General features: G+C 70.3%; 14 protein-coding genes and 2 pseudogenes. 10 read left to right on the top strand and 6 right to left on the bottom strand.

Annotated features, from left to right (window positions below):
* Positions 1–351: 351 nt before the first annotated feature.
* The 5 genes and pseudogenes from WS61_RS27080 to WS61_RS27060 all read right to left on the bottom strand — a co-directional run.
* Positions 352–910, bottom strand: a pseudogene (locus WS61_RS27080) (DDE-type integrase/transposase/recombinase); the annotation flags it as partial.
* Between the two features lie 97 nt (positions 911–1,007).
* Complete coding sequence (locus WS61_RS27075; protein WP_059505050.1) at positions 1,008–2,441, bottom strand: isochorismate synthase; 1,434 nt, start codon at positions 2,439–2,441, stop codon at positions 1,008–1,010.
* Positions 2,438–2,743 (bottom strand): isochorismate lyase, encoded by a 306-nt coding sequence (locus tag WS61_RS27070; RefSeq protein WP_011547168.1) that lies wholly within the window; start codon positions 2,741–2,743, stop codon positions 2,438–2,440. Before WS61_RS27070 ends, WS61_RS27075 begins: the two co-directional genes overlap by 4 nt.
* Complete coding sequence (locus WS61_RS27065) at positions 2,740–3,513, bottom strand: thioesterase II family protein (protein ID WP_059505048.1); 774 nt, start codon at positions 3,511–3,513, stop codon at positions 2,740–2,742. The genes WS61_RS27070 and WS61_RS27065 overlap by 4 nt, the downstream gene beginning before the upstream one ends.
* On the bottom strand, positions 3,510–5,162 hold the full coding sequence (locus tag WS61_RS27060; RefSeq protein WP_059505046.1) for a (2,3-dihydroxybenzoyl)adenylate synthase: 1,653 nt from the start codon (positions 5,160–5,162) through the stop codon (positions 3,510–3,512). Before WS61_RS27060 ends, WS61_RS27065 begins: the two co-directional genes overlap by 4 nt.
* A gap of 217 nt (positions 5,163–5,379) precedes the next feature.
* Between WS61_RS27060 and WS61_RS27055 the strand changes: the two genes are divergently transcribed.
* From WS61_RS27055 to WS61_RS27010, 10 genes and pseudogenes are all read left to right on the top strand, one after another.
* Positions 5,380–6,321, top strand: coding sequence for a helix-turn-helix transcriptional regulator (locus WS61_RS27055; RefSeq protein WP_011547171.1), 942 nt, complete (start codon positions 5,380–5,382; stop codon positions 6,319–6,321).
* Between the two features lie 123 nt (positions 6,322–6,444).
* Positions 6,445–10,818: a non-ribosomal peptide synthetase gene (locus WS61_RS27050; protein WP_059505044.1), complete on the top strand. Its 4,374-nt coding sequence runs from the start codon at positions 6,445–6,447 to the stop codon at positions 10,816–10,818.
* A complete protein-coding gene (locus WS61_RS27045) occupies positions 10,815–16,292 on the top strand; it encodes a non-ribosomal peptide synthetase (protein WP_059505043.1) in 5,478 nt (1,825 codons plus the stop codon). Before WS61_RS27050 ends, WS61_RS27045 begins: the two co-directional genes overlap by 4 nt.
* A complete protein-coding gene (locus WS61_RS27040; protein WP_059505040.1) occupies positions 16,289–17,341 on the top strand; it encodes a Gfo/Idh/MocA family oxidoreductase in 1,053 nt (350 codons plus the stop codon). Before WS61_RS27045 ends, WS61_RS27040 begins: the two co-directional genes overlap by 4 nt.
* Positions 17,338–19,062, top strand: a complete 1,725-nt coding sequence (locus tag WS61_RS27035) for an ABC transporter ATP-binding protein (RefSeq protein ID WP_059505038.1) — start codon at positions 17,338–17,340, stop codon at positions 19,060–19,062. The genes WS61_RS27040 and WS61_RS27035 overlap by 4 nt, the downstream gene beginning before the upstream one ends.
* Positions 19,062–20,822 carry an ABC transporter ATP-binding protein gene (locus WS61_RS27030; protein WP_059505054.1) on the top strand — a complete coding sequence of 587 codons (1,761 nt, stop codon included), beginning with the start codon at positions 19,062–19,064 and terminating at the stop codon, positions 20,820–20,822. Before WS61_RS27035 ends, WS61_RS27030 begins: the two co-directional genes overlap by 1 nt.
* Positions 20,823–20,967: 145 nt before the next feature.
* A complete protein-coding gene (locus tag WS61_RS27025) occupies positions 20,968–23,151 on the top strand; it encodes a TonB-dependent siderophore receptor (RefSeq protein ID WP_059505036.1) in 2,184 nt (727 codons plus the stop codon).
* Entirely contained in the window at positions 23,151–23,414 is a 264-nt protein-coding gene (locus WS61_RS27020) for a hypothetical protein (RefSeq protein ID WP_023477564.1), read from the top strand. Before WS61_RS27025 ends, WS61_RS27020 begins: the two co-directional genes overlap by 1 nt.
* Position 23,415: 1 nt before the next feature.
* A pseudogene (locus WS61_RS27015) lies at positions 23,416–24,926 on the top strand (PepSY-associated TM helix domain-containing protein).
* A 22-nt stretch (positions 24,927–24,948) separates the two neighbouring features.
* Positions 24,949–26,199, top strand: a complete 1,251-nt coding sequence (locus WS61_RS27010; RefSeq protein WP_059505052.1) for a RhtX/FptX family siderophore transporter — start codon at positions 24,949–24,951, stop codon at positions 26,197–26,199.
* Positions 26,200–26,459: 260 nt separating this feature from the next.
* Here the strand turns inward: WS61_RS27010 and WS61_RS35440 are convergent.
* Positions 26,460–26,721 (bottom strand): hypothetical protein (locus WS61_RS35440; RefSeq protein ID WP_218921217.1); only part of this gene is annotated, 262 nt, incomplete at its 5' end.

Here is a 26,721-nt window from a genome sequence, read left to right as displayed (position 1 = left end):
CGTTTGGGCAGCTTCGAACGCAGTTGAAGCTGCTCTTCGGCGTAGAGCCGATAGACCCGATTCCGGCTCACACGCCACCGGCAACACGTTTGCGGTCGGCGTTCGACACACGTTCTAGTTTCGGTCCCGCACCACCAATACTTCCTCGATTGGAGCCAGTGGAAGATTCCAGCAGTTTCTGAAACATTCTGCAGACGGTGCAGCGCGTTTGACGAACCCGAACCGAGACGGCGGTTGCTCGGTCGGCACTAACTCAATCCTGCTCGCGAGTGTCGGTGACCCTGAACCGGAATTGACCCTGAACCGGAAATCTCCACTTCCGATCTGGACTAACTCCGATTCAGGGTCATCGGCGGCACTCATGCAATGACGCGGCAATGCGAAGTGTTGCCGGATCGGACCGAAGCGGCAGAGGAAAGCTTGGGTGCGCTGCGGGTCGCGAAAGCCCTGCATCTGGCGCTCGCGCCGGCGCCTGTTCTCCGCTCGGTTGTTGACTCGGGCGCAGGCTTTCACGAATACATGCTTCGCGCCGGCCAGCTCCGAGACTTCGGATTTCGCTGCCAGTTAGCTACGCAACTGATCGGTGACAATCTTTCTCGGCACCGGGTCTGATCGCAGCATGCGCCTGAAGAAGTGTTTCGCGGTGGCCTTGTCGCGATGTTTCTGCAACGGCGCGTCGAGCTCCATGCCGTGCTCATCCATCTCGCGCTACAGCACATACGGCTCGCCTGGCAGTTTTACGAATAGCTCATCGAGGTGGCGCGTCGTGCCCGGCTTACGGCGCACGGCCTTCACACAGTTGCGCACCGATTCCGTATGTCATCTCAACGCCGCGCTCGAGCGGAAGCTCTTCGATATCGCACAGGCTCAGGTTGAAGCGGTGGTACCAGCGCACCGCGCAGCTGATGATCGCGGCCGTGAAATGGGCAGCGGATCTTTGTCATCTGACCATTCTAGCCGCCTGCATCGCCAAGTTGGCATTGCCACCGAACAACCTGACAGCAGCATCAGTCGACCATCGACGAGGCCGACTCTTGCGTGCGTCCCGGATTCTCCGCCGCCGCCTCGCGCATGCGGATCGCCGCCTGCATGCTGGAGAGCTTCAGTTCGGTTTCCTGATATTCGTTGACCGGCTCGGAATCGGAGACGATGCCGCAGCCCGCGAACAGCCGGCACGCGCCGCCCGCGATCAGCGCCGAGCGCAGCGCGACGATGAAATCGCCGTTGCCGTGCGCATCGATCCAGCCGATCGGCGCCGCATACCAGCCGCGATCGAAGCCTTCGTACGCACGGATATGGTCGAGCGCCGGTGCGCGCGGATGGCCGGCCACCGCCGGCGTCGGGTGCAGCGCCGCGACCACCTGCAACAGCGTCGCATCCGCATTCAGCGTCGCGCGGATCGGCGTGCTCAGATGCTGGAGCTTCGGCAACCGGTGCAGCGACGGTTGATCGGGCACGTCGAGCGCGCGCGATAGCGGCGCGAGCGCGACACGGATGGCGTCGACGACGAGCGCATGCTCGAGCCGCTCCTTCGCGGAAGCCATCAGCGCCGCGCCGAGTGCGCGATCGTCGTCGGGCGTGGCGCCGCGCCGGATCGTACCGGCCAGCGCATGCGTGCGCACGTCGCCGGCCGTGACACGCGCGAGCCGTTCCGGCGTGGCGCCGACGAAGCACGCCCCGTCGCGACGGACCGCGAACAGGTGCGCATGCGCGTCGCGTCGCCGCAGCCGGCGCAGCAGCGGTGCGATCGCCACAGGCCGCGCGTACTGTTCGAGCACGTCGCGGGCGAGCACGACCTTGCCGAAGGCGCCGTCGTGGATCGCGTCCACCGCACGACGGACTTCGTGCTGCCATTCGCTCGCCTGCAGCGCCTGCGTGTGCAGCAGGTGCGGTGCGTCGTCTTCCGCGGCCGGAGCAAGTGTGCCGAGCGACTCGATCCGCGCGAGGCACGCATGCGCGAGCGCGGCCGGATCGTCGTGGGCGGCGACGACGTGCTGGCAGACAGCCCAGTGCGCACCGCCTTCGCGCACGATCAGCAGCTTCGCCAGCGTCATGCTCGCATCGGGAAACGATGCCCAGTGCGCGCTGCGCGGGCCCCGCGAATCGAACCGGAAGCCGCCGATCAGGCGCGGCGGCTGCGGGCCGGCCGTGATCGCGTCGCGCACGAGCGTGCGCCAGCGCGCATCGATCTGCGCGAAGCGCGTGTCGCCGGTGGCGCTCAGTTCGACCGCGCAATCCCAGCCGTACAGCGTGATGGACGCATCGCCGGCTTCGAGGAAGCACCACGGCGTCGCCCCGTCGTCCCACGCGGCGATCAGGTCGAAGAAGTCGAGCGGCCGCAGCGGCACCGAGACCGACGCGAGCGCCGGCGTACCGGCGGCGGCGGCGCGGCGGGCCGCACGCGCGAACGTGTCGTGCAGCAGCGAAAGGCCGGCATTCATGCAAGCCCCCGCTGTTGTCGCCAGTATTGCGTTTGCTGCGCGATGTACCACGCGATGAGCTGGGCGAACAGCGTTTCGACGTAGTCGGCGTCTAGGCCGGCCTGTTCGGCCCAGCGGCGCCGGTCGGGCAGCATCGCGGCCACCCGCTCCGGCGCGGCGATGCTCGCTTCGTTCGGCTTGAAGCGCGACGCGGCCAACACGTACTGCATGCGCCGGCCGAGCGCGTCGATGATGTCGGCGTCCAGCCGATCGATCGCTTCGCGAATGTCGGGCAGCCCCGTGCAGGCGTCCGGTGTTTTCATGTGTACTCCTTTCCGTAACGAAGGGATTGGTCGATCCGTTCGACCAGATGGGCGATCACCGCCGGGTATTGGTGTCGCAGGTAGAAGTGGTCGCCGTTGAACGTCTCGATGCGGATCGGGCGCGACGCGACGTCCTGCCACGCGTGCGCCTCGTCGCTGTCCAGCTCGGGATCGGCGAGCGGCAGCATCACGCCCAGCGGCGCATCGATGCGCGGCGGGCGGTCGCGCCGATACGTTTCGATCGCGCGGTAGTCGTGGCGGATCATCGGCAGGTAGATCGCGCGCATTTCCGGATCGGCGAGCAGCGCGGCGTGCTCGCCGGACAGCCGGGCGACGTCGCCGACGAGCGCGTCGTCGGATTGCAGGTGCAGATCCGACGGGCGCTGGCGATGCGGCGGCGGCAGCGCGGAAACGGCCACGTAAAGCGGCGCGGCACCGCGCGCCTCGAGCCGCACCGCCACCTCGTATGCGAGCGCCGCGCCGAGGCTGTGCCCGAACAGCACGAGCGGTGCGTGCACATAGCGTTGCAGCGCGTCGGCGGCGGGGCCGGCGAGGGCGTCGATCGTCGTCAGGCACGGGTCGCCGAAGCGTTCCTCGCGGCCCGGATACTGCAGCGCGAGCAGGTCGACGTCCCACGGCAGCGCGCGGCTCCAGTTGCGAAAGAAATTCGCGGTGCCGCCCGCATGCGGGAAACACACGAGCTGCGCGCGCGGGCACGGCGACAGGCGCAGTTCGCGGATCCAGTTCGAATCGGCCGGTCGCGTGCTCATGCGGCCGCCGCCTGCAACTGGCGGCGCAGCAGGTCGCGCAGCGATTTCTTGCTGGTCTTGCCGATGCCGGTTTCCGGGAAGCGCGGCATGAACTCGATGCGATCGGGAATCTTGAAGGCAGCGAGCCCGCAGTCGCGCAGGTAGCGCTTCAGCACCAGCCTGGACGGCGCGGGTGCGCGTGCGACGACGAATGCGCACGTGCGCTCGCCGAGCAGCGGGTCGGGCATCGCGACCACTGCCGCGTCATGCACCTGCGGGTGCGCGAGCAGCAGGTTCTCCACTTCCTCGGCGGCGACCTTCTCGCCGCCGCGGTTGATCTGATCCTTGTCGCGGCCTTCGACGACGAGGTCGCCGTCCGCGGTGCGCCGCACGCGGTCGCCGCTGCGGTAGAAGCCGTCGACCGTGAATGCCGTCGCGTCGTGCTCCGCGAGCCGGTAGTAGCCGCGGATCGTGTACGGGCCGCGTACCTGCAGTTCGCCGATTTCGCCGGACGCGACCGGTGCGCCGGTTGCGTCGACGATGCGTACTTCGTCGCCTTCGGAAACGGGGCGGCCCTGTGTGTGCGCGATGCGCTCGGGCGCATCGTCGAGCCGCGTGCAGCAGATGAGCCCTTCGGCCATGCCGAACACCTGCTGCAGCCGGCAGCCGAGCACGGGCGTGACGCGTTCGGCCGCATGGTCCATCAGCCGTGCGCCGCCGACCTGCAGCACGCGCAGGCTCGACAGGTCGGCCTGCCGTTGCGGCTGCTCGTCGAGCCACAGCAGCGCGAGCGGCGGCACGAGCGCGGTATGCGTGACGCGTTCCTGCGCGATCAGCGTGAAGCTCTGGTCGGGCTCGGGCCGCGCGGTCGTTACCACCCGGCCGCCCGCGAGCAATGCACCGATCGTGCCGGGGCAGCACAGCGTGAAGTTGTGCGCCATCGGCAGCGCGGCGAGATAGACGGTGTCGGCGTCGAAACCGCTCGCGGCGCTGCACGCGCGCACGTTGTACAGGTATTCGCGATGGCGGCGCGGAATCAGCTTCGGCGTGCCGGTCGTGCCGCCCGACAGCTGGAAGCACGCGATGTCGTCGGCGCGTGCCGTGCAGGCCTGCAGCGGCGGCGCGTCGTACAGCGCGTCGAACGGTGTGAACGCGTGATCGTCGCCGGCCATCACGATGTGCTCGAGCGTCGGGCAGTCGGCCTGCAACGCGGCCGCGAGCGGCCGGCAGTCGAAATCGCCGAGTTGCGACGCGCCGAGATAAGCACGCGCACCGGCGAAGCGGCAGAACGCGCCGATCTCGTAGTGACGGTGCGCGGGCAGCGCGAGCACCGGCCGCACGCCGAGCTGGAACAGCGCGAAGCACGTCTCGATGAAACGTGCGCCGTTCGGCAACTGGACGACGACCGCGTCGCCGCGTACCAGGCCGAGGCGCGCGAGGCCGCCCGCGAGGCGGCGAATGCGCGCGAGCAGATCGCGATAGCGCAGCCGCAGCGCGCCGTCGACGAGGGCGAGCGCGTCGGGATGGCGCTGCGCGCATGCATCGAGCGCGTCGAAGAACGTCGTGTCCTGCCAGTAGCCGGCGTCGCGGTAGCGGCGCGCGAAGTCGTCGGGCCAGTCGGGCGCGTCGGCCGGCACGGCCGCCGCCAGGGATGAAGGGGAGGATTGCATGCGCTGACCTTGGGTTCCGGCAAGTTGTCAGAAAATGTAAATGAGAGGTATTATCATTTGCAATAGGTGCTGCGATAGCGCCGTTTCTTTCGATATCGCGGCAATTTCGTTCGATCGGGCGTGGGTCGCGCGGCACCCGCCCGGTCCGGCCGGACAATAGGCCGGTTGCCGCCGGCGCGCGCCGGTCCGCGCGTGCCGCCCAACCAACGGACCTCCGATGAGATCGACCTCCTTCGCTTCGTCACGACGTCACCCGCCGGTGCTCGTGCCCGGCAATCATCCGGGTGTGGTGCACATCGACGCGGGCATGAAACTCATGAGCGGCACGCTGTGCTCGGATAGCCGCGACTGGTACGAGGAGCCGCTCGAAAAAGGGCTGAAGCTCGTCCTCGTGCAGAGCGGGCAGTTGCGCTGCCGCGTGCCGGGCCAGCCCGAGCAGTGCATCAAGGGGCCGGGCCTGTGCGTGATCGCCAACGACGGCGAATTCACCACCCACCAGATCTACGACCGTGACGTGCCGCTGCGCTACACGATCGTGCAGCTCGGCCTCGATGCGCTCGACCGCAACCTGAGCCTGTTGCCGGAGAAGATGCTCGCGCCGACGGGCGGCGATCCGCGCATCGTCAGTTGCCCGGCGTCGAAGGCGCTGCAGGCGCTCGCCGTGCAGATCGCCACCTGCCCGTTCGAGGGCGCGGTGCGCGAGTACTACCTGAAGGCGAAGGCGTTCGAGCTGACCGCGCTGAGCGCGCAGTTACTGGCCACGCAGCGGCAGCACGCGCCGGCCGACGTGCGAGTCACGTCGTCGGATGTCGAGCGCGTGTATGCGGCGAGCGACATCCTGACGCGCGAGCTTCAGCATCCGCCAACGCTCGACGCGCTCGCGAGCCGCGTCGGGATGAATTCGCGCAAGCTGACGGCCGGCTTCCGCAAGGTGTTCGGCACGAGCGTGTACGCGTATCTGCAGGAATACCGGCTGCGGACCGCGCACGCGATGCTGTGCGCGGAGGATGCGAACGTGTCGACTGTCGCGTACCGCGTCGGCTACAGCCCCGCGCATTTTTCGATCGCGTTCCGCAAGCGCTACGGCATTTCGCCGAGCGATATCCGCGTGTCGTCGAACGCGATCGACAACGAGGAACTGGCGGGCGCGGCGATCTAAAACAACTGACCGGCAGCCTAAAGGAATCGACCGGGCTCATGGGCGTTAATGAGATAGATTCTCATTCACAGGTGGCCGCCGCCGCGCGGAACCGCCGTCGAACGACCCATACAAGGCGTGCCCATGAGCCAGACCGTTGTCGATTCCACTACCGACCATTCCGATCCTTCCTGTTGTTCTCCCACTGAATTTCGCGCGCGGCTCGTTGCGCTGATCGCCGAGCTGCTCGACGAATCCGTCGACGAGATCGCGTCGCTCGACGATGACGAGGACCTGCTGAGCTGCGGCCTCGATTCGATCCGGCTGATGTATCTGCAGACCCGCGTGAACCGGCTCGGCCATGCGCTGACGTTCGATGCGCTCGCGCGCACGCCGACGCTTGGCGCGTGGACTGCGCTGCTCGCCAATGCGCCGCGTGTCGCGCGGGCGGACACCGTCGGCGCGGCCGAAGCAGTCGACGTGCATGCGCCGTTCGAATTGTCCGCGGTGCAGCAGGCGTACTGGCTCGGCCGCGGCGACGGCGAAGTGCTCGGCAACGTGAGTTGCCACGCGTTTCTCGAATTCCGCAGCCGCGCGATCGATCCCGTTCGTCTCGACACGGCATGCCGGCGCGTGCGCGAGCGTCATCCGATGCTGCGCGCGCGTTTCGAAGGCGGCCGTCAGCAGATCCTCGCCGAATCGGACGCGCCGGTGTTCGCGCACGCGGACTGGCGCGACCGGACGGCGGACGATGCGGAAGCCGAATGGGCGTCGCTGCGCGCGTTCCGCTCGCACGAGTGTCTCGACGTCGAGCACGCGCAGGTGTTCATGATGGGGCTCGTGCAGATGCCTGGCGGCGAGGATCGCGTGTGGCTCAGCGTCGACCTGCTCGCGGCCGACGTGGACAGCGTGCGGCTGCTGATGCAGGAGATCGGCGTCGCGTATGCCGAGCCGTCGGCGCTGCCGGCTGCGCCGTCGACGTGGTTCCCGGCCTGGCTCGCGCGTCGCGCGGCCGAGACGCGCGATGCGCGGGCCGCGGCGCGTGACGCCTGGCAGGCGCGGCTCGCGACGTTGCCGGAAGGGCCGGCGCTGCCGCTCGCCAGCGCGCCGGAAACGATTCGCGCGCCGCGTTTCAGCCGCGTGGCGCACACGCTGAGCACCGACGAGTTGACGCGTCTGCAGGCGCGCGCCGCGCAGCATGGCGTCACGCTGTCGTCGGTGTTCGGCGCGGCGTTCGCGGCCGTGCTCGCGCGCTGGAGCGGCCGGCACGCATTCCTGCTCAACGTGCCGCTGTTCGACCGGCACGGCGATGCGCCAGATCTGGGCCGCGTGATCGCCGATTTCACGACGCTGCTGCTCGTCGAATGCGACGTGCGCGCCGACGCGAGCGCGGCCGACGCGATGCGCGCGTTCCAGCAGCGGCTGCATGGTGCGATCGCACAGGCCGCGTATCCGGCGCTCGACGTGCTGCGCGATGCGCGTCGGCAGGGCACGCCGCGTGCGGTGCCGGTCGTGTTCTCGTGCAATCTCGGTGACGAACCGTTCGTGCCCGATGCGTTCGCGCAGGTGTTCGGTGATCTGTGCGACATGATTTCGCAGACGCCGCAGGTATGGCTCGACCATCAGCTCTATCGCGTGCCGGGTGGTGCACTGCTCGCGTGGGACAGCGTCGACGGGCTGTTCCCGGGCGGAATGATCGACGCGATGTTCGGCGCGTATGTCGCGTTCGTGCAGGCGCTGTGCGATCGCGACTGGCGGCTGCCGATCGCGGTCGAGCTGCCGTCCGCACAGCGACGCGTGCGCGATACGCTCAATGCGTTGCCGGCCCCCGGCCGCGCGCGCACGCTGCATCACGATTTCTTCGCGCTGGCCGCGCGCGAGCCGGCCGCCGTGGCGTTGCGATACGGCGATCGCACGGTGACGCGCGGCGAACTGGCTGCGCAGGCGCTCGCGATCGCGGGCGGCTTGCGCGCGGCCGGGCTCGGGCACGGCGATGCCGTCGAGATCAGTTTGCCGCGCGGGCCCGCGCAGGTCGCGGCCGTATTCGGCGTGCTGGCGGCCGGCGCATGCTACGTGCCGCTCGACATCGCGCAGCCGGTCGCGCGCAAGGCGCTGATCGAGCGCGCGGCGGGCGTGAAGGCCGCGATCGTCGACACCGCGTGCGCGGACGGGCCGCTGCCGCATGTCGGCATTGCCGCGCTGCTGCGGCATGCGCCGCTGGCCGCGCCGCTCGAGGTCGCGCCGCAGGCGACCGCTTACGTGATCTACACGTCCGGTTCGACGGGCGTGCCGAAGGGCGTCGAGATGACGCACGCGGCGGCGATCAACACGATCGATGCGATCGACGCGCTGCTCGGCGTGCGCGCGGACGACCGGTTGCTGGCGGTGTCGGCGCTCGATTTCGATCTGTCGGTGTACGACCTGTTCGGCGCGCTGGGCGCCGGTGCGCAACTCGTGCTGCCGACGCAGGACGAAGCGCGCGATGCGGCGCGCTGGATCGAACTGATCGCGCGGCATCGCGTGACGCTGTGGAACTCGGCGCCCGCGCTGCTGGAAATGGCGCTGGCCGTGCCGGCGGCGCGCGGCGCGTGCCGCAGCGTGCGTGCGGCGCTGCTGTCCGGCGACTGGATCGCGCTCGACCTGCCGGCGCGCCTGCGCGCGCGCTGCGGCGAGGCCTGTGCGTTCCACGCGCTCGGCGGCGCGACCGAGGCCGGGATCTGGTCGAACGTGCAGACGGTGCGCGACGTGCCGCCGCACTGGCGTTCGATTCCGTACGGCCGGCCGTTGCCGGGGCAGGCGTATCGCGTCGTCGATGGCGACGGCCGTGATGTGCCCGATTACGTGCCGGGCGAATTGCTGATCGGGGGCGACAGTCTCGCGCGCGGCTACCGGAACGATCCTGAGCTGACCGCGCAGCGTTTCGTGCAGCACGCGTCCGGCCGTTGGTATCGCACCGGCGATCGTGGCCGCTACTGGCCGGACGGGACGCTCGAATTCCTCGGGCGCGAGGATCGGCAGGTGAAGGTGCGCGGGCACCGGATCGAGCTCGGCGAGATCGAGGCGGCGCTGGCCGCGCATCCGTTGATCGACGGCGCGTGTGCGAGCGTCGTCCACGGCGAGGCCGCGCGCATCGTCGCGGCGTTCGTGCCGAACGATTGCGCGGCGGCGGACACCGCGCCGGCATCGCTTGCGACCGCCGACATGGCCGACACGATGCCGGCAGAAGCGGCCGTCGCGCACGCCGTGGCCGGGCGGCTGCTCGACGGCGACGCGGGCCTGCCGCCGTCGCTGCGTGCGCACTGGCACGCGCCGCGAGACGCATCGATTGCCCTCGTCGATGCGCTCGGTCGCCTCGACTGGCAGGCAACCGATCTCGACGATCTGACGGCCGCGCTGCGCGCGCTCGGCGTCGATCCGGATACCGCCGCGCAACGCGTGCCGCTGGACCCCTGCGTGGCGCCGCTCGCGTTTGCGACACGTTTGCCGGACGGTGTTCGTGCGCTGCGCGAATTCGCCGCCGCGCTGGACGCGCAGGCCGCGGCACACACCGGTGTGCTGCGCGTCGCGGTGCTCGATGCCCGCGCGGGCCAGGCGCTCGATGCGGGGCTCGGCGTGCTCGACGATTCGCGCTTCGACGTGACGCTGTTCGACGTGTCGCCGGGCCTGCTGCACAACGCGCAGGCACGCTTCACGCGAACGCTGCCCGCGTTGCAGACGATGCAGGACGGCTTGCTGCCCGCACGTCATCTCGGCGCATTCGATTGCGTGATCAGTTTCGCGGCGGCCCACCTGCGCGACGATCCGCGCGACACCTTCCGGATCGCGGCTGCGCTGCTTGCGCGGGACGGCCGCCTGCTGCTCGCCGACGTGCTGCGCGACTCGCCGCTGCGCGAACTCGTCGCGAGCGTCGCGGGCGATGCATCGCTGCCGCGGCCGTTCGCGCACGATGCGCTGGCGGCGGCCGCCCATGCGTGCGGCTTTGCGCTCGATGCGCGCAGCTGGCGCTCGGCGGCATTCGCCTGCATCGATGCGCGCCGGGTCGGCGAGCCGATCGAACAGACGGCGCTCGCGGACTGGTTGCGCGACCGGTTGCCCGACGCGATGCGTCCCGATGCGCTGTGGTGCGTGCCGCGCTGGCCGCTCAACGCGAACGGCAAGATCGATCGTCGGGCGGTCGGGGATGCACTCGCGCGCGCACTCGGCGACGCACCGGCCGCGCACGACGCGTTCGTGCCGGCCGGCGAACGGCACGCGATATTGCTGGCCTGTTGGGAGCAGGCGCTCGGCCGCGCGGCGAACGCGCGTGACGCGACGTTCTTCGCGCTCGGCGGCGACAGCCTGCTCGCGACCCGCTTGCTCGCGCAATTGCGCGAGCGGCTCGGCGTGCGGATCGGGATGGCCGCGTTCTACCGGCAGCCGACGCTCGCCGGCCTCGCGGCGCAGCTCGACGAACTGACGCCGGCGGCGCCCGCCGACGGCGATGCGTCGGTCGCGACGATCGAGGAGGGCGTGCTGTGAACTTCGACGACGTGCTCGATCTCTGCCGCGAACGCCAGATCGAACTGTGGTGCGACGACGGCGGCCAGTTGCGCTATCGCGCGCCGGCCGGCGCGCTCGATGCGGATCTCGCCGCGCGCATCAAGGCCGAACGCGACGCGTTCGTCCGTTTCCTTCAGGGCGGAGCATGGCGAAGCGATCCGGCGCACCAGTACGAACGGTTCGCGCTGACGCCGGTGCAGGCCGCGTATGTGCTCGGTCGCCACGAATCGTTCGAGTTCGGCGGCAGCGCGTGCCATCTGTACGTCGAATACGATGAACCGAAGGATCTCGACTGCGTGCGCTTCGAAGCCGCGTGGAATGCGTGCGTCGCGCGCCATCCGATGCTGCGCGCGATCGTCGAGGACAACGCCTGGCAACGCGTGCTGCCCGACGTGCCGTGGCAGCCGCTCACCGTGCACGACCTGCGCGACGCCGACGCGAACGCATTCGACGCCCACCTGCACCGCGTGCGCGAGCGCCTCGACCACGCGGTCCACGCGCTCGACCGCTGGCCGGTGCTGCAGCCGGAAGTGAGCGTCGGCCCGGATGGCGCGGTGCTGCACCTGTCCGTCGATTTCACGCTGATCGACTACGCGAGCCTGCAATTGCTGCTCGCCGAGTGGCGGCGTCGTTACGACGATCCGCAATGGCAGCCCGCGCCGCTCGATGCGACGTTTCGCGACTATGTGCTGCATGAAGCGCAGGCCGCGACGCGCGCCGAGCATGCGCGCGACAAGGCGTGGTGGCTCAGTCGACTCGACGACCTGCCCGCGCGTCCCGATCTGCCGGTGGTGCCCGCGATGCGTACCGACGGGCCGCCGCGCTTCACGCACCGGCATGCGCGGCTCGATCGCGCGCAATGGACCGCGCTGAGCGGCCATGCGAGCCGTTTCGGGCTGAGTGCGGCGAGCGTGGCGCTGGCCGCGTTCGCCGAGGTGGTCGGCCGCTGGAGCCAGGCGCCGGCGTTCTGCCTGAACCTGACGGTGCTGAATCGTCCGCCCGTGCATCCGCGCATCGATGCGGTGCTCGGCGATTTCACCGCGCTGAACCTGCTCGCCGTCGATGCGACGCACGGGCGCGATTTCGTCGAACGCGCCCGCACGATCGGCGCGCGGATGTTCGACGATCTCGACCATCGCGCCTTCACCGGCGTCGACGTGATGCGCGAACTCGCGCGGCGGCACGGCAAGGACGCGGCGCTGATGCCGGTGGTGTTCACGAGCGGGGTCGGCAGCGTGGGTCGCCTGCTCGGCGAGCAGGCGACGTGCGCCGAGCCGCCGCGCACCATGATCAGCCAGACGCCGCAGGTGTGGCTCGACTGCCAGGTGACCGACCAGTTCGGCGGGCTGGAAATCGGCTGGGACGTGCGCGACGACCTGTTTCCGGACGGCATGCCGGCCGCGATGTTCGACGCGTATGTCGCGCTGCTGGGCCGGCTGGCCGACGATGCCGAATGGTGGTCGCGTGACGGCGATATCGTGCTGCCGTCCGCGGCGCCGGTCGCCGACGCGCATCCGGATGCCGATACGCATATCGCCGCCGGGTTCGCCGCGCAGGCGTTGCGCACGCCCGATGCGCCGGTCGTGATCGACGCGCTGGGTGCGCGCACGTACCGCGAGGTCGCGCAACAGGCGGCGGCGCTACGTACCGCGCTCGAACAGGCCGGCGTCGGCGTGGGCGATACCGCCGCGGTGCTGATGCCGAAGTGCGCGCATCAGCTCGCAGCAGTGCTCGCGATCGTCCAGACCGGTGCCGCGTACGTTCCGGTCGACAGCCGTCAGCCGGCGCTGCGGCAACAGGCCATTCTGCGCAATGCGCGAGTGCGTGCGGTCGTCAGCGTGCAGGCGCTCGCATTCGAACACGAAGGTTGCGTGCGCATCGATATCGATGCGTTGCCGAGCGATCCGCAATGGCCGCCGCGCGCCGCGTGCGACATCGCCCCCGATGCGTTGGCCTACGTGATCTACACGTCGGGTTCCACCGGCGAGCCGAAGGGCGTGATGCTGAGCCATGCGGCGGTGTGCAACACGCTTGCCGACATCAGCGCGCGCCATGCGGTCGGCGCGGGCGACGTGGTGCTGGGGCTGGCCGAACTGAGCTTCGACCTGTCCGTCTACGACTTTTTCGGGGCGACCGCGCGCGGCGCGTGCATCGTGCTGCCCGATCCGGCGCGCGGCAACGATCCGTCGCACTGGGCCGAACTGATGGCGCGCCATCGCGTGACGTTGTGGAACTCGGTGCCCGCCCAGGGGCAGATGCTGATCGACTACCTCGAAGGCGAACCGGCGCTCGACGTGCCGGGCCCGCGCCGCGTGCTGTGGTCGGGCGACTGGATTCCGGTGACGCTGCCGGCCCGCTGGTGGCGGCGCTGGCCCGATAGCGCGCTGTTCAGCCTCGGCGGCGCGACCGAAGCGTCGATCTGGTCGATCGAGCATCCGATCCGTCCGGAAGACACGCAGCTCGCGAGCATTCCGTACGGCCGCGCGCTGACCGGGCAGACGATGGAAGTGCTCGATGCACTCGGCCGGCCGTGCCCGCCGGGTGTGCGCGGCGAGATCCATATCGGTGGCGTCGGGCTCGCGACAGGCTACGCGAACGATCCGGTGCGGACGGCCGAACGGTTCATCCGTCATCCGGACGGGCGCCGGTTGTATCGCACCGGCGATCTCGGGCGCGTGCGCGCCGACGGCTCGCTCGAATTCCTCGGGCGGCAGGACGATCAGGTCAAGATCCGCGGCTACCGGATCGAGCTGGCCGAGATCGATGCGGCGCTGACCGCGCATCCGCTCGTCGGCGCGGCGGCCACGATCGTGCTCGGCGAAGGCGCGGAGCGCCGGCTCGCGAGCTTCGTGTCGCTGCAGAGTGCGGAAGCGACTGCGTCGGCGCGAGACGACGCGCTGCATGACCTCGCGACGCAGGTGCGCACGGTATTCGACACCGCACGCTGGCCCGCGCAGGCAGACGTGGCGCGTTCGGTCGCGCAGCTCGAAACGGCATGCGTGGCGTCGCTCGCCGCATGGATCGTGCCGGCCGGCGGCTTGAAGACCGACGCTTCGACTGGCTTCGCGACGCTGTGCGAGCGGCTGCGTGTGCCGGCGGCACGACGCCATTTGCTGCGCCACTGGCTCGCGATGCTCGTCGCGCACGGCGTGCTGGAGGCGGATGCCGAAGACGGCTGGCGCATGCGTCCGGGCGCGAGCCTGGCTGACGCGCATGCGTGCTGGGACGCATTCGCGCAACACGCGTCGCCCGAGCTGTGGCCGGCCGTGCTCGTCGACTACTTCCGCGCCAGCGCAGGATGCCTCGACGCGCAGATCGACGGCAGCGTATCGCCGGCCGGCCTGATGTTCCCGGAAGGGGCCTCGCATATCGCCGAAGCGATGTACAGCGACGGCGAACACGCTCGCGCGCTGCATCGCGGGATGGCGCAGGCCGTGCGCGCCGTCGTCGCCCGCGAACCGCAGCGCGCGTGGCGCATTCTCGAAATCGGCGCGGGCACGGCCGCCGCGACGCGTGCGATCGTCGGCGCGCTCGCGCCGCTGGTCGAAGCCGGCACGCGCATCGATTACCTGTTCAGCGACGTGTCGAGCTACTTCCTCGCCGCCGCACGCGAGCGTTTCGCCGCGTATCCGTGGATGCGCTTCGTGCGCTTCGACATGAACGCGCCGTGCGACGCGCAGGGCATTGCGCCGCATTCGGTCGACCTGACGGTCAGCTCCGGCGCGCTGAACAATGCGCGCGATACGGTCGCGCTGATCGCCGGCTTGCGTGCGCTGTCGGCAGCCGATGCGTGGTGGGTGATCCAGGAACTGACGGCCGAGCATCCGGAAATCAGCATCAGTCAGGGGCTGATGATGGAGACGCCGGACGACGCGCGCGCCGCATCGGCGCGGTTGTTCGTGCCGCACGCGCAGTGGCTCGAATGGCTGCAGGCGGAAGCGGGCGACCGTGCGCTCAGTTGTGTCGCGCCCGACACGCCGCTCGCCGCGCTCGGCTACGACATCCTGCTGTCTCACGTGAAGCGCGGCGCTGCACGCATCGCGCCGGATGCGCTGCTGGCGTTCGTGGCCGAGCGCGTGCCGAACTACATGGTGCCGTCGCAACTGCGCGTGTTCGAACGTCTGCCGGTGACCGCGAACGGCAAGATCGACCGCCGTACGCTGGCCGGCATCGCCGATATCCGCGAACCGGCGCCGGCCGTGGTGCGAGCGGTGCCCGCACAGGCAGCCGATCCGCTGCTCGCGCGGCTGATCGGCTTGTGGGAAACCGTGCTCGATACGCGCAACGTGTCGCCGGATCAGGACTTCTTCGCCGCGGGCGGCGATTCGCTGCTGATCGCGCAGCTCGTGTCGCGGCTGCGCGGCGAGGAGCCGCTCGCGCACGCGCATCCGTTCGACCGGCTGCTGCGCTGGGTGCTCGCGCAGCCGACGCCCGCCGCGTTCGCGCAATGCCTGCGCGACGCGAGCGAGCAGCCGGCGAGCGCGACGCCGACGGCCGCGCCCGCCGCGTCGCGCTCGCTGCCTGCATCGGCGGTCGTCCATGCGCCGGCGCCGCGCGTGCGGGCCGGCGTGCGGCCGATTCCGCTCGCGCCGGGCGACGGCGTGCCGCGCGTGATCGTGCACGAAGGGCTCGGCACCGTGCATGCGTATCGTCCGGTGCTGCCCGCGCTGGCGCGGCTCGGCCCGGTGCTCGGCTTCGCGGTGCGCGACGCGCAGGACTATCTCGACCTGCCGGTGCGCCACCTGAACGCGACGCTGGGCCGGCGTTACGCGGATGCGCTGTGGCGCAGCGGCGTGCGCGAGGTCGACGTGCTCGGCTACTGCTCGGGCGGGCTGGTCGCGCTGGAGATGGCGAAGTCGCTGGTGCAGCTCGGCGTCGCGGTGCGCACGCTCGACATCGTGTCGAGCTACCGGATTCCGTATCTGATCGAGGAGGAATGGCTCGTGCTGTTCAACTTCGCGGCGACGCTCGGGCTGCCGCTCGATGCGCTCGGCTTTCCGGAAACGTACGTGCTGGCCGACGCGCTGGCCGACGCATTGAAGGCCGATCCTACGCGGCTTGCGCCCGGCAGCCTGCAGGCGCAGCTCGAGATCTTCGGCGATCGTTGCGAGCCGCTCGACGTGCTGCGTCGCCGCGTGCTGCGCGCGGCGGCCGGCCTGTCGCTGCAGGACGAGCTCGCGCATCCGCTGCTCGACGAGCGCGAGCGGCTCTACCGGCTCTTCATGCATTCGGTGCAGGCGTGCCACTGGACCGGCGATGCGCCGTATGCGGGCGCGCTGCGGCTGTTCGTGCCGGAGCGCTGCAATCCGCTGATTCCGCAGCAGCGCGCGGCGCTCACCGATTACTGGACGGCGCAGGCGCTCGGCGGCATCACGGCCGTCGATATCCCCGGCGGTCATTTCGACTGCCTGAACGCCGCGTTCGTCGACACCCGCCTGAAGGAGGCACGATGAAGGTCCATCCGCTGCCGGTCGTCGTGGCCGGTTCCCGTTTCGGTCAGTTCTATGCGGCGGGCCTCGCGGCGTCCGGTTCGTATCACGTCGCCGGCATCCTCGGGCAAGGCAGTGCGCGCACGGCCGCATTGGCCGCACGCGTCGGGGCGCCTGTGTTCGACCGCGTCGACGCGTTGCCGGACGACGTGTGCGTCGCTTGCGTCGCCGTCGGCGGCGCGGCGCGCGGCGCGCAAGGCGCCGCGCTCGCGTGCCGGCTGCTCGAACGCGGGATCGACGTCGTGATCGAGCATCCGCTGCTGCCCGACGAATGGGACAGCGTGCTGCGCACCGCGTCGCGCCATGGCCGCCGCTGCCTGCTCAACAGCTTCTATCCGAACCTGCCGGTCGTCGCGCGCTTCATCGCGGTCGCGCGGCGGCTGCGCGAGACGAGCGCCCCCGTGCATGCGGATGTCGTGTGCTCGGTGCAGGCGAGCTACGCGGCGCTCGACGTGCTCGCGGCGGCGTTGCAGGGTGTCGGGCCGTGGTCGGTCGAACCGATCGGGCCGGCGCTGTCGTCGATGCGCGAATGCGCGATGGTGCTCGCCGAAACGCCGGTGTCGCTGCGCGTGCACAACGAGATGGCGGCGGCCGACGACGGCCGGATGAGCCTGTTGTTCGGCATCACGCTGACGACCGACGCCGGCACGTGGACGCTCGCGTCGCCGCATGGCCCGCTGTGGTGGGCGCCCGCGCTGCGCGAGCCGGCGCTGGACGACGACGGCCTGTTCCCGATCTTCGGCGAGGTGGCCGGCGACGACATGCCGAGCATCCAGATCTGCGACGACGTACAGGACACGTGGGGCGAGATTCACGCGCGCTGCTGGCCGCAGGCGGCCGTGCGCGCGGTCGACCGGCTCGTGTCCGGCGAAGGGCTGCACGCGTGCAACCAGCGCAGCATCGACGTGGCGCGCGTCTGGCAGCAGTTGACCGCGCAACTCGGTTTTCCGGCGCAGCCGCCGGGTGACGCGCGCGCCGCGACGCTCGGCATGCTGCTGGAGCGTGCCGCATGAAGGGGCCGTTGCTTTCGATGTTGCGACCGTTCGCGGTGCCGCTCGTCGCGGCGGTGGCGTTGCAGGCGCTGGCCGGCATCGCGTCGCTCGTGCCGTGGCTCGCGCTCGCGCATCTCGCCGACGCATGGCGCGTCGCGCCACAGCTCGACGCCGCGGCGCGCGGCTGGCTCGTCGCCGCCGTGGCGGCCGGCGCATTTTGGCTGGGCGGCCAGACGGTCGCACTGCACCTGACGCACCGCGTCGACGCCGATCTCGGCGACCGTCTGCGCAAGCGCCTCGCCGATCATCTGCAGCGTTTGCCGCTCGGCTGGTTCGCACGCGGGGGCAGCGACCGTGTCGCGCGCCACGTCGACCAGGACGTGCGCGCGCTGCATCAGCTCGTCGCGCATGCGCCGGCCGATCTCACGCAACTCGTCGTCGTGCCGTGCGCGGCGCTCGCGTGCCTGCTTTATCTGAATCCCGTGCTGCTCGCGTTCGCGCTCGTGCCGCTCGTCGCCGGTGCGGCGCTGTTTCGCTGGATGCGCTCGGCACGCTTTGCGCCGGCCTTCGCCGCACGCAACGCGGCGCTCGAACGGCTGGTGGGCGACTATGCGCAGCTCGCGCAGAACCCGGCGCTGGTGCGGCAGTATCCGGGCGCCGGGATCGAGGCCGCCGCGCTGGCGTCGGCCGGACATTTCTCTCACGCGTTCGCGGCGTGGGTCGGCCGCATCGGCGGTCTCGGCGCGTGTACGCAGGTGCTGCTCGGCACGCCGTTCCTGCTCGCGTGGGTCGTGTTCGGCGCGACGTGGCTGACGGCCGGGCAGTTGCCGGTCGGCACGCTGTGCGCGTTCGCGTTGCTGATCTGGGCGATCGCGGCGCCGGTGCGTGCGCTCGGTCATGGCGCCGATGCGTTGCGCGACGCGCACGCGGCCGCCGCGCGGCTCGATGCGTTGCTCGTGCAGCCGGGCTTGCAGGAACCCGCCGACGGCGCGGCACAGGCGCCGCGCGACGCGTCGATCGAACTGCGCGGCGTGCAGGTCGACATCGACGGCGAGCCGATCCTGCTCGACATCGACGCGACGATCGCGGCCGGCACGACCACCGCGATCGTCGGGCCGTCGGGCGCGGGCAAGAGCACGCTGCTGATGCTGCTCGCGCGCTTCATGGACCCGGATCGCGGCACGGTGCGGCTCGGCGGCGCCGATCTGCGGCTGCTCACGTCGGACACGCGCCGCGAACAGGTCGCGATGGTGTTCCAGCAGGCCACCGCGCTCGACGATGTGTCGATTGCCGCCAACATCGCGCTGTACCGGCCCGATGCCGATCGCGACGCGATTCGCGCCGCCGCGCGTGCGGCCTGTCTCGACGAGCGCATCGACGCATTGCCGGGCGGCTACGACTGCGTGTGCGGGCGCGACGTGCGGCTGTCCGGCGGCGAACTGCAGCGATTGTCGATCGCGCGTGCGCTGCTGTCGCGCGCGCCGTTGCTGCTGCTCGACGAACCGGCGTCGGCGCTCGATCCGCAAACCGGGCGCGCGTTGCGCAACGCGCTGCGCGCCGACATGCGTACCCGTGTGATCGTCAGCCACGATCTCGATGCGATCCGGCACGCGGACCAGATCCTCGTGATGGAACGTGGCCGTATCGTCGAACGCGGTATGCACGCGGCGCTGCTGGCCGCGCACGGGCTGTATGCGCGGCTCTGGCGCGAACGCGGCGCCGCAGGCGGGGAGGCCGCATGATGACGACATCGCTCAAACGTTTGCAGTGCCTGCCGCGCGACACGCGCCGCGCGCTGTGGCGCGGTCTGGGCTGGGCGGTGGCCGCCGCGTTGCTCGACGGCGCGTGCGGGCTGCTGCTCGTGCCGCTGATCCGCGCCTGGTTCGCCGGCGCGCAGGCGGCCGCGCTGCACTGGACGGCCGTGCTCGGCGCGCTGACGCTGTGCCATGCGCTCGTGCTGTACGTCGCGCAATGTCGAGGCTATCGCGCGGGCGGTGCGCTGGCCGTCGGCCTCGTCGAACGCCTCGTGCACCGCCTGCCGCGCATCGCGTCGTGGCAGGCCGTGCGCGACAGTCATCCGGCCGGGTTGCTGCGCGGGCCGGTGATGCAGGCGATGGGAATTCCGGCGCACCTGCTCGGGCCGTTGATCGGCGCGGTCGTCACGCCGCTCGCGGTGGTCGCGGGGCTCGCGTGGATCGACTGGCGCATCGCGCTGTGCCTCGCGGCGGCGGCCGTGCTGCTATTCGCGCTGCTGGAACGCGGCGGCGCCCGCACGCTCGCGTTCGAACAGGCGCGCGCCGCCGGCGATCGCGACATGGCCGTGCAGCTTCAGACCTTCGCCGCGCATCAGGGGCTGCTGCGCTTCGCGGGCCGGGACGGCGACGCACGCGCGGCGCTGCAGCGCGCGTTCGACGAACAGCATCGCCGCACGCGGGCGCTGATGCGGCGCTCGCTGCCGATCGAGCTCGGCTTCGCGGGGGCGGTGCAGGGCGTGTTCGTCGCGATGCTGATCGGCGGCGCGTGGGCCGTCGCAGCCGGCCGGCTCGACGCGGCGACGGCCGTCGCGGTGCTGGTGCTGCTCGTGCGCTTCATCGAGCCGCTCGCGCAGCTCACGCAGCTCGACCAGGCGCTGCGCGGTGGCTGGCGCGCGCTCGATACGGTGCTCGCGGTGCTGCATGCGCCACTTTTCGACAACCCCGAGCGCGGCACGCCGGTACACGACGCGAGCGTCGACGCGCTGCGCGTCGGCTATCGGTCGGCGAGCGGCGCGACGCTGCTCGACGGGATCGACCTGCATTGTCCGGCGGGCGGCTTCGTCGCGATCGTCGGCCCGACGGGCGCGGGCAAGAGCACGCTGCTCGGCCTGCTCGCGCGGCTCGACGATCCGTGCGCCGGGCGCGTGCTGCTCGGCCGCGCCGACGTGCGGCACCTGAGCGAGGCAACGCTCGCCGCGACGCGCAACCTCGTGTTCCAGGACAACGGGCTGTTTCGCGGCAGCCTCGCGTGGAACGTGCGGATGGGGCGGCCCGACGCGACCGATGCCGAGCTGCGCGCCGCGCTGGATGCGGTCGGCCTGCTGCGCGACGCCGAACGCCTGCCGGACGGCCTCGACACCGACGTGGGGCCGGGCGGCCAGTTGCTGTCGGGCGGGCAGCGCCAGCGCGCATGCCTGGCGCGTGCGCTGCTGGCGCGCGCGCCGGTGCTGATGTTCGACGAGCCGACCGCGAGCCTCGATGAACTGAGCGCGCGACGCGTGCGCGACAGTCTCGTCGCGCTGCGCGGGCAGCGTACGCGCATCGTCGTCACGCACCAGCCGGCGCTCTCGGCGGCCGCCGACACGATCGTCGTGCTCGACGCGGGCCGCGTGCGGGCGACCGGCACGCATGCGCAACTGATCGAGACCGATGCGTGGTACGCGACGTTCGCCCGTGCGGGGCGGCCCGACGGGGCGTCACCCGCCGGCGCGGACGCCGAAACCCGCCCGGCCGAATCCGAGCAGTGACGTGAACAATGCGGGCCGCCGTGCCCGGAATCGATAGGAAAAGCCCCTCGATCGAAAAATCGCTGCCGGTTCTAATTGATAATGAGAATGATTGTCAAATACGGGGGCGTGAATGCGGTACGAGGTACGGGAACCTGAGAGATCGATGATGCAGGGCGCACGCGTCGCCCGTTTCGGGCGCTGGCGTCCGTCGCTGTACCTCGGCCTGCTGATCGCCGCGCATCCGGCGGCGGCGTTCGCCGATGCGGCGCCGGCGGCCGGCGCGGAAGTCCGCCGGGACGAAGCGGCCGCCGCGCAGCCTGCCGGGAGCGAGTTGAAGGCGATTGCGGTGAATGTGTCGCGCGGCGTGGCCGACGATCCGTCCGTGGCGACGGTCGGCAAGATGCCGCTCGCGTTGCGCGAGATTCCGCAGTCGGTCAGCGTGACGACGCGCGAGCGGATCGACCAGCAGAACCTGTTCTCGCTCGATGAGGTGATGCAGCAGTCGGCCGGCGTGACCGTCCAGCCTTACGTGCTGCTCACCACCGCGTACTTCGTGCGCGGCTTCAAGGTCGATTCGTTCGAATTCGACGGCGTGCCGGTCGTGATCGGCGACATGGCGAGCGCGCCGCAGGACATCTCGGTGTACGAGCGCGTGGAAATCCTGCGCGGCGCGAACGGGCTGCTGCACGGCTCGGGCAATCCGGCCGCGACCGTCAACCTCGTGCGCAAGCGCCCGCAATACCAGTTCTCCGCGCATGCGACCGCCAGCGTCGGCAGCTGGGACCGCTATCGCGCGGAAGCCGACATCGGCGGCCCGCTCAATGCCGCCGGCACCGTGCGCAGCCGGCTCGTCGCCGCGTACGAGGATCGCCACTTCTTCTACGACCACGCGAAGCAGGACACGCGTTCGATCTACAGCGTCACGGAAGTCGACGTGACGCGCGACACGCTGCTCACGTTCGGCGCGCAGTACCAGACCTCGACATCGGTGCCCGACATGTCCGGCGTGCCGATGGCGCGCGACGGGTCGAGCCTCGGCCTGTCGCGCTCGACGTTCCTCGACACCGCGTGGGGCCGTTTCAACTGGGACACGACGCGTGCGTTCGCGTCGGTCGAGCAGAAGCTCGGCGCCGGCTGGAAGGCGAAGGTCAGCGGCGAATACCAGAGCGTGCGCTCGGACCTGAAGTACGCGGGTTCGTTCGGCGCGATCGATCCGGCGACGGGCGCCGGCGGCCGGCTGACCGGCGCCGCGTACCAGTTCAGCAGCTACAGCCGCAGCGTCGATGCGAACGTGCAGGGCCCCGTGCATGCGTTCGGGCTCACTCACGACCTGCTGTTCGGCGTCACCTACGCGAACAGCAGCAGCGGGCAGATGACCGCGCCGCTGCTCGGCGACGTGGCCGGCACGCCGGTGAACGTGTACCGCTGGAACCCGAGCAGCGTGCCCGAGCCCGGCATCGGGACGTACCAGCAGTCGCAGCAGAACGACGTTTCGCAGAAGGGCGTCTACGGGCTGGGCCGCATCAAGCTCGCGGAGCCGCTCTCGCTCGTGCTCGGCGGCCGGATGAGCTGGTGGAACCAGGACAGCCTCGGCGCGCACTACAACACCGGCCACCAGTTCACGCCGTACGGCGGGCTGATCTGGGATTTCGCGCGCGACTGGTCGTGGTACGCGAGCTATGCGGAAGTGTTCCAGCCGCAGACCAAGTCGATGTGGGGCGGCGGCATCCTGACGCCGGTGAAGGGGCGCACCTACGAAACGGGCGTGAAGGGCGAACTGGCGGGCGGCAAGCTCGACGTGTCGCTCGCGGCGTTCCGCATCGATCTCGACAACAACCCGCAGGTCGACCTCGCGCATCCATGCGCGGGTCCGAGCTGCTACTACGTGAACGGCGGCAGCGTGCGCAGCCAGGGCTTCGAGTTCGAGGCGAGCGGTCGCATCACGCCGTGGTGGAGCGTGTGGGCGAGCTACACGTACGACACGATGCGTTATGCGGACAACCTCGCGAACGCGGGTTCGTTCGCGCCGCTGCTGAATCCGCGCCACCTGTTCCGGCTGTGGACCAACTACGATCTGCCGTGGCAGGAGCGGCGCTGGAGCATTGGCGGCGGCGTGCAGGTGCAGAGCAGCTACTCGGCGCAGGCGAACGGCGTCACGATGAGCCAGGGCGGCTACGCGCTCGCGAGCGTGCGGCTCGGCTATCGCTACGACAAGCACTGGAGCGCCGCGCTCAACGTCAACAACCTGTTCGACCGCACCTACTACCTGAGCCTGAGCCAGCCGGGCTGGAACAACCGTTACGGGGAACCGCGCAACGTGATGCTGACCGTGCGCGGGCAATTCTGATGGCGTCCGGCTGGGGCGCGCGGGCGGCGATCGCGATCGGCGGCGTGCTGCCGGGTGCGGTCGCGCTCGCGCTCACGCTGGCCCGTCATTATCCCGACGACGGCCTGAACCGGCTCTATGCGGCCGTGTTGCTGACGCTCGCCGCGAGCGTCGCCGCGCTGCTGTGGGTGCTCGTCGCCCCCGGCTGGCGGCAGGCCGCGTGGCGCGCGGGTGCGTGGCTCGCGGTGCTTGTGCCGTGCGCGATGTTCTGGGGAGGGCGCTGACATGGATGCTTCGTCGCGTTCGCGCTGGCGCGCGCTGCATCGCGGCGCCGGCGCGCTGTTCGGCGTGGTGCTGTTCGTCGTGCTGTTCAGCGGCACCTGGAGTCTCGCGTTCGATTCGATGCAGGGCTGGTGGCGGCCGCCTGCGGTGGCCGTCGCACGACCGACGTTGCCGCTCGACGCGCTCGTCGCGCGCGCGGCGTCGCTCGGGGTCGCGTTGCGCGACGCGCGCATCGTGCTGCCGCGGCCGGACGATCCGGCCATCCGCTTCTGCGACGCGCGCCAGACGTGCACGCTCGCGCTCGATCCGGCGACCGGCGCGCCGCTGCCCGACGCCGCGCGGGCGACGTTGATCGTCACGCTGCACAAGACGCTGTTCGCCGGCTTCCCCGGGCGCATCTTCGTGAGCCTGTGGGGCATCGTGCTGCTCGTGCTCATCGTCGCGGGCGTCGTCGTGCACCGCAAGCGCTGGCCCGACGCGGCGCGTATCCGGCGCGGTCTCGGCTTGCGCGTCGCGCTGTTCGACCTGCACGCATGGATCGGCCTGTGGGGCACGCCGTGGCTCGTGCTGTTCGCGTTCACCGGCGCGTTGTCGGGGCTCGGCGCGCTCGGCACGGTGTCGCTCGCGGGCGTCGCGTATCCGGAGCAGCCGCAGCGTGCGTTCGCCGAGCTGCTGGGCGGGCCGCCGCCCGTCGAGGCCAGCGGCCCGTGGCGGCATGCGCCCGATCTCGAGGCGCTGTTGCGGCGCGACGTGGCGCGCAGGCCGGAGTTCCGACCCGAAGCCGTCGTGCTGCATCGCTGGGGCGACGTGAACGCACGCGTCGAGATTGCCGGTACGACCGCGGGCCTGCCGAGCACGGCCGTGTTCGAACGCCACCTGTACCGCGCGACAGACGGGCAATGGCTCGCCGATGCGACGTCGCGCGGCCGCGGTTTCTGGCTGCGCGCGTTCATCGCGGTGCAGCCGCTGCATTTCGCGCAATACGGCTGGGTGGGTGCGGCGGTGATGGGCTGCGCGTGCTGCATTTCCTGATGGGGCTCGCCGCGTGTGCGCTGTGCGCGACGGGGCTGCATCTGTGGATCGAACGGCGGCGCGCGCAGCGCGATCGCTCGGCGGACGTGCTGGCCGCCGCCGCGGTCGGCGTGTGCGGCGGGCTCGTGCTCGCGGGCGGTGCGCTGCTGTTCGCCGGCCGTGCGCTGCCCAACGGCATGCACGTCGACCATGCGCTCGCGATGCTGTTCTGGGCCGTGTGGGGCGGCGCGATCGCGCTCGCGGCCTGTGTCGCGGATCGCGCGGCATGGCTGCGCGTGCTGATGCGTGCGGCCGGTGTCGCGTACGGGCTGGCCGGCGCGACCCATTGCGCGCTCGCGCTGCTGGACGCGGGCCGACCCGTGTACTGGCCGATCGACGCGGCGCTCGTCGCCTTCGGCGCATTGCTGCTGCGTGCGGCGCGCCGTCCGCGGCGCGATGCGATGCAGCCCGCACGCGTGCCGGCCGGCGCCGAACCTTTTTAACCTCATGCAACTGGAGAATTGGATGCGCGACCTGCTCGAACATCGCCGCCTGGTCATCACGATCACGCTGCTTTACCTGTCACAGGGGATCCCGATCGGCATCGCGATGGACGCGATGCCGACGCTGCTGCGCCACGACGGCGCACCGCTTCATGCCCTCGCGTTCCTGCCGCTCGTCGGGCTGCCATGGGTCGTGAAATTCCTGTGGGCGCCTGTCGTCGACAACCGCTGGTCGCCTCGCATCGGCCGGCGGCGCAGCTGGATGCTGCCGATGCAGACGATCGTCGTGCTGTGCCTGGTCAGCCTCGCGCAGATCGGGATGACGGTCGCGACGGCGGGCTGGGCAGTCGGGCTGCTGGCCGTCGCATCGCTCGCGAGCGCGACGCAGGACATCGCGAACGACGGGATGGCCGCCGAGCATTTCAGCGGCGACACGCTCGCGAGGATCAACGCGATCCAGATCGCAGGCGTGATGATCGGCTTCTTCGGCGGTGGCGCCGGCACGTTGACGCTGATTGGCCTGTTCGGCCAGCCAACCGCGTTTCTCGCGCTGGCCGCCGTCCCGCTCGCGAGCCTCGTCTGCGTGCTGTGGGTGTTGCCGCGCGACGCGGATCGCGCGCGCGTCCGGCCCGATCACGATGCGAGCCTCGTGCGCTTTGCGAAGCGGCCGCGTTCGTGGTCGCTGCTGTCGCTCGCGCTGCTGTCGGCGATGACCGCCGTATCGGGCTTCGGCCTGTCGAAGCTGTTCCTCAACAGCGCGGGCTGGTCGCTCGACGCGATCGGGAAGCTCGGAATGGCGGGCGGCGTCGTGACGGTCGTGCTCGGATGCGGCGGCGGCGCGTGGCTCGTGCGGGCGCTCGGCCTGTGGCGGGCGTTCACGGCCGGCGTGAGCTGCGCGGGCGCGGCGGCGCTGCTGTGGTTCGCGCAGGCGAGCGGGTGGCTGCCGGTATCGCCGGCGTGGGCGTGGCTGTGCACGGTGCTCGGCTCGCTCGCGACCGGCATCACGTCCGTGTCGATCATGACGGCCGGCATGCGTTTCGCGGGCGGCAGCGATCAGGCCGGCACCGACGTGACGGCCGTGCAGAGCACGCGCGATCTCGGCGAGCTGATCGCGTCGTCGACGATCCTGTCGCTGACCGCGAAGGTCGGTTATACGGGCGGGTTTCTCACTGGGGTCGGGTTCGCGGTCCTGGCGGTGTTGATCGCGATGAAGCTGCGGCGGCCCGAGGCAATCATAAGCGCATCTGGCGCCTGTACAGCAACGCGGGACTGAGGGTGCTCAAGTGACGACGCGAGCGTATTGCGCCTGTCGAGTTGTTGAGCGCAAAGTAATAATGAGCTATTTCGCGCGAAGTAAATCCGAGCCACCTTTCAGTACGATCAGCCTTTTACGCGCAAAGGCTGGCGATGCTCCGGAAGGAACAGTGGATGCAAATCCATGTGTCCAAAGCCCAAGAACTCTGTCAAGTTTAGGACAGGAAGCGGTCCGAATCGCAGATGAAGGAGCCTTATCACCACAGTGCGAGTGTCCGCTCAAACTTGGGTTTCGCACAACGCGTGACCTGAAAGCTGTCGCTGCGCGCATAGCGTGGGGGAGCTGACACGGTACTTCGAGAAGCTGTGCTCGATGACACCTTTATTTTGCTCTACGTCGGCAGGGGCGTTGCGGGTCGATTTATATTTGATAATGTCCTTTATTACATATATAGAGGGAGGTGCCTGAACCGCCCCGAGTTTTGTGGAGGCTCCAACTCTTGAGAGAATGGAGCCATGAACAAGAAGCCAAGCAAGTTTT

It is taken from the genome of Burkholderia sp. ABCPW 11, assembly GCF_001523445.1.
Taxonomy (GTDB): Bacteria; Pseudomonadota; Gammaproteobacteria; order Burkholderiales; family Burkholderiaceae; genus Burkholderia.
The sequence above is the reverse complement of the archived record's forward strand: the minus strand, read 5'-3'. Positions and strand labels throughout refer to the sequence as shown.

Bases quoted from the DNA above. Each gene is read 5' to 3' on its own strand.
- WS61_RS27075 (WP_059505050.1), bottom strand. From the start codon at position 2,441: ATGAATGCCGGCCTTTCGCTGCTGCACGACACGTTCGCGCGTGCGGCC.
- WS61_RS27070 (WP_011547168.1), bottom strand. From the start codon at position 2,743: ATGAAAACACCGGACGCCTGCACGGGGCTGCCCGACATTCGCGAAGCG.
- WS61_RS27065 (WP_059505048.1), bottom strand. From the start codon at position 3,513: ATGAGCACGCGACCGGCCGATTCGAACTGGATCCGCGAACTGCGCCTG.
- WS61_RS27060 (WP_059505046.1), bottom strand. From the start codon at position 5,162: ATGCAATCCTCCCCTTCATCCCTGGCGGCGGCCGTGCCGGCCGACGCG.
- WS61_RS27055 (WP_011547171.1), top strand. From the start codon at position 5,380: ATGAGATCGACCTCCTTCGCTTCGTCACGACGTCACCCGCCGGTGCTC.
- WS61_RS27050 (WP_059505044.1), top strand. From the start codon at position 6,445: ATGAGCCAGACCGTTGTCGATTCCACTACCGACCATTCCGATCCTTCC.
- WS61_RS27040 (WP_059505040.1), top strand. From the start codon at position 16,289: ATGAAGGTCCATCCGCTGCCGGTCGTCGTGGCCGGTTCCCGTTTCGGT.
- WS61_RS27035 (WP_059505038.1), top strand. From the start codon at position 17,338: ATGAAGGGGCCGTTGCTTTCGATGTTGCGACCGTTCGCGGTGCCGCTC.
- WS61_RS27030 (WP_059505054.1), top strand. From the start codon at position 19,062: ATGACGACATCGCTCAAACGTTTGCAGTGCCTGCCGCGCGACACGCGC.
- WS61_RS27025 (WP_059505036.1), top strand. From the start codon at position 20,968: ATGATGCAGGGCGCACGCGTCGCCCGTTTCGGGCGCTGGCGTCCGTCG.
- WS61_RS27020 (WP_023477564.1), top strand. From the start codon at position 23,151: ATGGCGTCCGGCTGGGGCGCGCGGGCGGCGATCGCGATCGGCGGCGTG.
- WS61_RS27010 (WP_059505052.1), top strand. From the start codon at position 24,949: ATGCGCGACCTGCTCGAACATCGCCGCCTGGTCATCACGATCACGCTG.